Annotated in this window: 8 protein-coding genes; all 8 read left to right on the forward strand. The window is 46.3% G+C overall.

Going from position 1 to position 8,056, the window contains the following annotated elements; translation table 11 throughout:
* Window positions 1–593 precede the first annotated feature (593 nt).
* Window positions 594–1,613, forward strand: a complete 1,020-nt coding sequence (locus RMO79_RS16055) for a spherulation-specific family 4 protein (protein ID WP_310484181.1) — start codon at window positions 594–596, stop codon at window positions 1,611–1,613.
* A gap of 183 nt (window positions 1,614–1,796) precedes the next feature.
* Window positions 1,797–2,297: a DUF4112 domain-containing protein gene (locus tag RMO79_RS16060; protein WP_310484182.1), complete on the forward strand. Its 501-nt coding sequence runs from the start codon at window positions 1,797–1,799 to the stop codon at window positions 2,295–2,297.
* A gap of 142 nt (window positions 2,298–2,439) precedes the next feature.
* Entirely contained in the window at window positions 2,440–2,964 is a 525-nt protein-coding gene (locus tag RMO79_RS16065) for a DUF2996 domain-containing protein (RefSeq protein WP_310484183.1), read from the forward strand.
* Between the two features lie 170 nt (window positions 2,965–3,134).
* The gene (locus RMO79_RS16070; RefSeq protein WP_396136610.1) at window positions 3,135–3,866 is read left to right on the forward strand and encodes a phycocyanobilin:ferredoxin oxidoreductase; all 732 of its coding nucleotides are present in this window, start codon (window positions 3,135–3,137) and stop codon (window positions 3,864–3,866) included.
* Window positions 3,867–3,886: 20 nt separating this feature from the next.
* The gene (locus tag RMO79_RS16075; RefSeq protein ID WP_310484184.1) at window positions 3,887–4,513 is read left to right on the forward strand and encodes a DUF1877 family protein; all 627 of its coding nucleotides are present in this window, start codon (window positions 3,887–3,889) and stop codon (window positions 4,511–4,513) included.
* A gap of 112 nt (window positions 4,514–4,625) precedes the next feature.
* Window positions 4,626–4,949 (forward strand): SMI1/KNR4 family protein, encoded by a 324-nt coding sequence (locus RMO79_RS16080; protein ID WP_396136611.1) that lies wholly within the window; start codon window positions 4,626–4,628, stop codon window positions 4,947–4,949.
* Between the two features lie 88 nt (window positions 4,950–5,037).
* A complete protein-coding gene (locus RMO79_RS16085) occupies window positions 5,038–5,763 on the forward strand; it encodes a Tic22 family protein (RefSeq protein ID WP_310484186.1) in 726 nt (241 codons plus the stop codon).
* A gap of 391 nt (window positions 5,764–6,154) precedes the next feature.
* Complete coding sequence (gene ilvA, locus RMO79_RS16090) at window positions 6,155–7,672, forward strand: threonine ammonia-lyase, biosynthetic (protein WP_310484187.1); 1,518 nt, start codon at window positions 6,155–6,157, stop codon at window positions 7,670–7,672.
* The last annotated feature ends 384 nt before the right edge of the window (window positions 7,673–8,056 follow it).

Raw genomic sequence — 8,056 nt, forward strand, 5'->3', positions numbered from 1 at the left:
GGCAGGACGAATAAGTTAGCACCGTCGAATAGTTGACTCAGCATTTGAATAATAGGTTCTGAAATGGATAAGGGCAGTATTTACAGTTCATTATCGTCCAAAAATCATTCTGGGTCTGAAATATAGGCAATATCGCACTCGATTGCAAAATCTCTCATTAATTCTTCCACCTTAGATTGCAATCGTTCACGTAGTGTCTCTGAAAGAGAATCGAGATAAATTTCATATTCTCCTAATAATCCAAGTTGCTAGTGACGATCGAATAGCATGCCAAATAACAATACTCAATTGTACTCACAACGCCAAAGATCGCGATCGGCCTTAATTAGCAAGTTTGGTTATTAGTTTAATTCAGTATTTTTACGGTTGCTTTCACTGACTATTCACAGGAAACTAAGAGTAGTTCTTCGAGCGCTACATTTGCAATTAAAGCTGTTATAAATTATTTAAACCATTGATGTTTATCTGTCAGCTAAATAATAAAAAATAATTACGAGTAATATTTCATCATCACCATCTATTTCGCTCGTTCGTAAATAGTTATATCGAAGTTGTCAGCTTAAATTGTAATTGTTAGAGCTTATTTAAAAAAAATGAAAAAAATCACCGCACTATCAAGTTTGGTTTTGCTATTTGGTCTGTTGCAGTTGCCTGCTCATGCAGTACAGTTAGTCGTCCCAGCCTATTTTGCTCCATCTCCGGCCAATCTGCCACCCGCTACTACTCCTAATGGTACTGCTGATTGGAATACGTTAATTACCGCTCAACAAGCGCAAAGAGCAAATAACCAAGTGCCGATTGTAGCGATCGTCAATCCAAATACCGGAGCTGGTGACGCTGGAGATCGAGCTTATTATCAACAAGTCTACACAGATTTTGCTAATGCTGGCGGTACGCTGATCGGTTATGTACCATCGGGATATGTGGGGCAATCGATTAACTCATCAGCGTCATGTCAGGCAAGTACCGTTGCGGCTGTTGTTGGCTGTGCCCAAGCTTATCAGACATTGTATCCCAATATCATCAGTGGAATTTTTGTGGATGAGTTTGGGATTCAGGCAAATACAACTCCCTTTCCCGATCTCAACGCTGACGAAGTGACAGATTTAGTGACAAATTTTTATACTCAAATCTACGATGGGATTAAGGGCATCGATGCAAATTGGACTGTATTTGGTAATCCTGGCAGCAATGCACCGCCCGGTTTTTTGCGTCAAGGTAACAGTGGCGGGGCGAACACCCTAATTACTTATGAAGATGTTGCCGCAAACTATTCTGCCAATCGTCCGAGCGATTACGTTAATAGTTTTCCTTCATCGACTTTTGGCAATTTTGTTTTACAAGCTCCGCAATCGAGTTTACAAAGCATAATTAACACTGCGGTGAGTCGTAATGTTGGTTATATCTTTGTGACTGACGACGGTGCAGATGGCAATCCTTACGATGAGTTGCCAACTTATTTTGCCAACGAATTGAGCATAGTGAATAATATCAATCAGGCTGGTCCAATTGCCCAGCAAGTACCCGAACCCGATACTTGGCCGATGCCGATAGTTGGCGTTGGACTAATATTGGCGATCCGTTATCGCAAGCGATTTACTGCCAAAGGTTAACGTATTAACACCCAACTTTAATCGATTATTGCTAGTGGTTTTAGGGCAGTTTTATTTTAACTGCCTAATGGTGGCGATCGATTGTTAGGAATAGTGCTGGACTACATGGGATGAAGATCGCGACTGACGGACTGTGATAAACTGCGAATCGTCACCATCAAGCCGATCGAGATACTTTAAGTTATGGACGACACCACTCACAATGCGATCGATGCCATCCATAGTTCCCACATGCCGCGTCTCAAGCGGTTGCGGCAAATCAGCCAATTACTCGATGGGGCGATTGTCATTCCTGGTACCAAACAACGCATCGGTCTAGATCCGATTTTGGGCTTGATTCCAGGCGGTGGGGATACCGTCAGTGCGGCATTATCTGGCTATATTATTATCGAAGCCGCCCGGATGGGTTTACCGCGCGAAGCATTAATGCGGATGGTGTCGAATCTAGTTCTTGATACTGTCGTCGGTTCGGTACCCGTATTGGGCGATGTTTTTGATGTGTTTTCTAAGGCTAATTTGCGGAATATGCAAATTGTGGAAAGTCACGCCCAAGCACCCACTCCCAGTGCTAAAGCCGATAAATTATTTATCGCTTTACTAATCATCGGCTTACTCGGCTTCGCCCTCGCAGTCGGATTTATCACCGTAGCCATCTGGAGCTTTGTTGCTAACTCACTAAATTAACCGCTATTCCCCCGTCACGCAAGTCGAGCGATCCTCCCACCCTTCCCCATCCTCCCACACTCCCCCACTCCCTATCCCCCACGCAGTGCTTGAGGTAAAATCATAAAAGCAGATGCCCTCAATAGCAGCGTAATCGATCGATATGGTAGAAGAATCCGCCGAAAATGTAGTTCCCGCAGCTCAAGCCGCTGGGAAAAAAGCTAAACCCGCCGCGCCTAGTGCTACCGATGATGCTAGCGCGCCCACTGGAGCGGCAGAAAAAACCGTTGCGCCCAAAAAGGAAAAGCCCCCCGCACTCGAAGCAAAACCTTTTGCCGACTTCATCGGGCAAGATTATTTACCTGCCCTCACTCAAGCTCTGACAGATAAAGGGGTTACCGATCTCCAAGTCGTGCTAGAGCGGTCTAGAATCGCCGTTAAGGGCTTTGAAACCGCCCCAGAGTGCAGTCAAGTGGTAGGTCGTTGGAATGACGGCAAACGTCAATTTAATGTCTACTTCTTCGATGATAATATCCAGGGTCAACGGGCGATTTCTTGTGCCGATGGAGCTACCACATCGAGTACGATCGAATCATTCCTGATCGACGAACGTAAAATTACCCTCGATTTACTTGTCTCTGGCGTAGTTTTACGGCTCAACAGTCAAAAGTGGTTGCTGCGAAATTAGTCCTTCTAAATAAAGATGAAGTTTTACAGAGCTATTTAACTGATTCTGTTAATATTTGTTAGGTATAATGGTATCTCTTTGTCAATAAATTGTACCAATCTCGATGTATGCGTGTCATCCCCACCGCCGCAGATCGGGAGATGACACAACATGGATCGGCTCTTGAATTTATGATGGAAACTAGCACCCAATCACTACGATCGCGCCAACACGGGCTGATCGAACATCTCGCCAACGCGATCGAAACTATCTGGGCACAGTACCTAGATCTCTCACCCTATCATCTCCCATCCGAATTGGGATATGTCGAAGGGCGGTTGGAAGGGGAAAAGCTAGTTATCGAAAATAAGTGCTATCAAACGCCCCAATTTCGGAAACTTCACCTCGAACTCGCCCAAGTCGGTCCGAATTTAGATATCCTTCATTGTGTGATGTTTCCGCATCCTGAATATGCCCTACCGATGTTTGGATCGGATATCGTCGCTGGGCGCGGGCAAATCAGCGCGGCGATTGCCGATTTATCGCCGCTCAATGCGCGCCGGGTATTGCCAGATAATTATCGAGTGCCCCTGCTGCAATTACCCACTCACACCTTCAGCCAACCCCGCGAGTTACCCGCTTGGGCAGATATTTTTTCAGAGTTTTGCTTTTTCGTGCGCCCATCGACTCCTGAAGAAGAGCAGTGGTTTTTCGATCGAGTTACTGCCATGCTGACGATTCACTGTCAACAAGCCGCCCAAGCCAGCCCGGTTAGCAATATCGAGCGCGCCGAAATCGTCACCGCGCAAAATTATTATTCTACCAAGCAACAACAAAACGACAAAACCCGCAGGGTATTAGAAAAAGCCTTCGGTACGGAATGGGCAGAAAATTATATGACTACGGTATTGTTTGATAGTTAAAATGCGAGATTCGTGTCGATATGGGATTAGATATAAATTATCAAGTCATCCCCGATAATTGTGTCCTGTTAGCACGATCGCGACAGGTAGATGAATTCTGTCGTCATCTAGAATTTTTCCCACAAAACGCATTGCTGTCTCAATCTGAATTAGAAGACAGTGCGGAATTCTGCGATGAGGCTGAATATCGATTTTTAGTGGAATTTGCACAGGAAGCTCGACAGTTAATTCGAGATTATCCTGGTATCGAAGAGCGAAATTTATGCCATCGAAAATGGGATATGCTCTATTATTTACTCTCGCCGCAGCGACGTAATGGTGGCGATAAATTAGCAGGGGAAGACTGGGCAGAGAAAGCAATATTTGGTGACGAAGTGCTAAGTTTAGGGGGTGAAAAGATCGGTCATCCGATTCATTATCTATCGCCGATCGAAGTCTACGCAATTCAAGATAAGCTAGATCGAGTTGATGCAGATATGCTGGGTACACACTGGAATCCGGTAGCAATGCGCCGAGCTGGAGTCTACAAAATCAATGGCAACGAGAGCGACGAATCTTTTCAATATCTACTGGAATTATTTTGTCAATTTAAAGCTTTTTATGCATCGGTTTCTGAGGATGAAGGCGTGCTAGTTTGGCTTTCCTAAAGTGGAGGATCTGATGGATTTACAGACACTTCTGTTAAGTGGAAAAGATCGGTGGGATGGCAATTCTCCAGCGGCGGCGGAAGATATAAAGGCTTTGGTGTCTTAGTGTCCCATCGAGTTACCGTCTGAGTATTTAGAATTGCTGAGATCGAGCGATGGTGGCTCAGCGCAATTGTCTGGATATCCTAATTATGTCAGGATCTGGTCAGCACGCAGCGCGATCGAGCAGAACCAAGCTTACGAGATTCAATCCTGCTTGCCAGGGTTTATCGGCATTGGGGATAATGGTGGCTCCGAGCTGGTGGGTTTCGACACGCGCTTTGGTGAGCCATACCGAGTATGCACGATTCCATCGATGCCGATGGCATGGGAAGATGCACTCGGCGATGCGATCGATTTTCCCACATTTATCCGACGATTATCGAAGCCAGGATAAAATCGATCGGATCTAAATCTAGGCACAATCTGTTAATCTAGGGGTCATTGATGATAGTTACAACATAAGTTAAAAAGGTGTATTCTCTATGAAATTAGCTTGCCGCTGTTTATTCGCGATCGGATCGTTCGGTGTTAGTATCCTGAGTAGCGCATTAATTAATACTCCCGCACGGGCAATTCCAGAGGCTCAGGTAATTGCCAAATTGCAGAATGTTCCTGTTTATGTGATTACTGACGATAAAGGGACGTTAGTTGAAACTAGATTAAATACTCCCGGTCAAAATTCCACCACTCAATTTTCTACGGGCGTATTTCTTTCAGATCGAGACGCACAGACTTTCATCGATAAAAATCTCAAAGCCCAACAGCCAGATTTGGTTAAACTGGTGAAAGTTACATCCGTCAGTTTGGGTGAAATCTATCGCCGCCAGCAAGAAAATAAAAATAAACCCGAAGAACTCAAGTATGTCTACGTACCAACCGCCCAGCAGTCGGCTTCGGCATTAACCATCCTCAATCGCAGCGGTCAAAAAGTGACGCAAATCGATAGTTCTCCAGTATTTATCGCGACGATTAAATCTAAATCTGGACAAGACCAGTACTTAACTTTTCGACGCGATAATCGCGAGATCGTACCGATTTTCTTTAGTGAAACAACGCTGCGATCGACCGTCAGTAAAGTATATCCCAATCTAGTGAGTAAATCGAATATTCGCGTGATGGAACTCAATGAACTGCTCGGATATATGACCGATAAAAACGATCCGATTATTAATAATTTTGAATTTAATCCTAGTATGAATGGGAGATAGCGGGGAGCGAAAAGTGCGGTCTTGGGCTTTGCGCCGTCTTGTCTTGTCGTTTTCTTATTCGGGGGGAACCCCCGTTGGCGGAGCCTCTCCGACAGGAGATATAAAAACGCCGCTGTCTCACCTTTTTTGACGAGGAATCCGTCCATTCGCGTAGCGTCTCCGTTAGGAGAAGGTGAAGCCCAAGTAGAGCAACTTTTCAAGAGAGCGGGGAGAGAACATGAGCCTCAAATCGGCAATGCCATCATGAGATTATCCGCAGGATAGGCTTCTCTTCTCTCCGAGACGCTTCTGCTAAGGCAGAGGCTTCGCCAACGCGAACGAGAGGCTGTGCCAACGCCAACGATCGGAAGGATTGTAGACTAGATCTCACTCACTCAAACTCGATCCGTCCATGTCTAGCGATCCCGACTACCTGCAAAAAATCCTAACTGCTGCTGTCTACGATGTCGCGATCGAATCTCCACTCGATCGCGCCTCCATTCTCTCTGAGCGGCTGAAAAATCAAATTTTGCTCAAACGGGAGGACATGCAGCCCGTCTTCTCCTTTAAGTTGCGAGGAGCCTATAATAAGATGGCAAAACTCTCGCCGGAACTATTGGCACGGGGCGTAATTGCCGCTTCGGCGGGGAATCACGCCCAGGGTGTCGCGCTAGGTGCCAAGCAATTGGGGACTACCGCTACGATTGTGATGCCTGTGACTACTCCAGCAATGAAAGTCAATGCGGTAGCTGCTAGGGGTGCTGAGGTCATTTTGTGGGGAGATACTTACGATGATGCTTACGGGCACGCCTACGAGCTGGGTAAAGAGCTAGGCTTGACTTTCATTCATCCGTTTGACGATCCCGATGTGATTGCGGGACAAGGCACTATCGGCATGGAAATTTTACGGCAACATCAACAGCCGATCCATGCTATATTCGTGGCGATCGGTGGGGGTGGATTGATTGCGGGGATTGCGGCATATGTGAAGCGGCTGTATCCACAGACGAAAATTATTGGGGTGGAACCAGTCGATGCGGATGCGATGAGTCGATCGCTAGCTGCGGGCAAACGGGTTAAACTCGATCGGGTGGGATTATTCGCCGATGGGGTAGCTGTGAAGGAAGTTGGGGTAGAAACCTTCCGGTTGTGTCAGCAGTACGTCGATGAGGTAATTTTGGTCGATACCGATGATATTTGTGCGGCAATTAAGGATGTATTTGAGGATACCCGATCGATCTTAGAGCCTGCGGGCGCACTTGCGATCGCGGGTGCGAAGGCTTATATCGAACGCGAAGGCATTCAGGATAAAACTCTAGTCGCCGTGGCTTGTGGGGCGAATATGAACTTTGACAGGTTGCGATTTGTCGCCGAGCGTGCGGAAGTTGGCGAACGTCGGGAAGCGATTTTGGCGGTAACTATCCCCGAAGAGCGGGGGAGTTTTCGGCGGTTTTGTACCTGTTTGGGTACGCACGATCTGACAGAATTTAATTATCGGATGGCAAATACCGATCGAGCGCATATTTTTGTCGGCGTTCGCGTGCAAAATCGCGCTGATACTACTACCATTATCGGTAAGTTAGCAGCCGAAGGCTTTGATACGCTCGATCTCACCGACGATGAAATGGCAAAACTACACCTGCGTCATTTAGTCGGCGGACGTTCGCCTGTGGCTCAAGACGAACTACTCTATCGGTTTGAATTTCCCGAACGTACTGGCGCACTAACGAAATTTCTCAATAGTATGAATCCCGATTTAAATATCAGCCTGTTTCACTATCGTAATCATGGTGCTGATTACGGACGGATTTTAATCGGCATCGAAGTTCCACCCATTGAAATGAGTGCCTGGGCAGATTTTCTCGATCGTACCCCATATCGTTACTGGGACGAACGCACTAATCCGGCTTATCGATTATTTTTAAGTTAGTTAACTAACCTGAGTGCGGGGTAGATCTAAATCACCCTTTTCAAGGGGGACTTCCATCCGGTTCCCCCCTTTTCAAGCTACCCTGTACACACATCTCTAGTTAGAAGCGAAAACCCTAGAAATCCCCCTTAAAAAGGGGGACTAAGACCGGATCTGAGCAAGCTGCTTGGTGCGCTACACTGTCGGGGAACCCGAACAGTTCGCGCATCCGCTTTTTAAGGGGGTTTGGGGGATTTAGTTCTAAGAGGCTGTTTGAAAAGTTTTATTTGATACGATTGCAGGCTGTCAATCCTCCTAAATCCCCCTTAAAAAGGGGAACTTTGACTCTTGCTCCCCCTTTTTAAGGGGGCTGGGGGGATTCAATCTATACTTTTCAAACACCCT

The sequence above is a fragment of the Chamaesiphon sp. VAR_48_metabat_403 genome, from assembly GCF_031422475.1.
In the GTDB taxonomy this organism is placed as follows: domain Bacteria; phylum Cyanobacteriota; class Cyanobacteriia; order Cyanobacteriales; family Chamaesiphonaceae; genus Chamaesiphon.

Bases quoted from the DNA above. Each gene is read 5' to 3' on its own strand.
- RMO79_RS16085 (WP_310484186.1), top strand. From the start codon at position 5,038: ATGAAATTAGCTTGCCGCTGTTTATTCGCGATCGGATCGTTCGGTGTT.
- RMO79_RS16060 (WP_310484182.1), top strand. From the start codon at position 1,797: ATGGACGACACCACTCACAATGCGATCGATGCCATCCATAGTTCCCAC.
- RMO79_RS16065 (WP_310484183.1), top strand. From the start codon at position 2,440: ATGGTAGAAGAATCCGCCGAAAATGTAGTTCCCGCAGCTCAAGCCGCT.
- ilvA (WP_310484187.1), top strand. From the start codon at position 6,155: ATGTCTAGCGATCCCGACTACCTGCAAAAAATCCTAACTGCTGCTGTC.
- RMO79_RS16075 (WP_310484184.1), top strand. From the start codon at position 3,887: ATGGGATTAGATATAAATTATCAAGTCATCCCCGATAATTGTGTCCTG.
- RMO79_RS16055 (WP_310484181.1), top strand. From the start codon at position 594: ATGAAAAAAATCACCGCACTATCAAGTTTGGTTTTGCTATTTGGTCTG.
- RMO79_RS16070 (WP_396136610.1), top strand. From the start codon at position 3,135: ATGATGGAAACTAGCACCCAATCACTACGATCGCGCCAACACGGGCTG.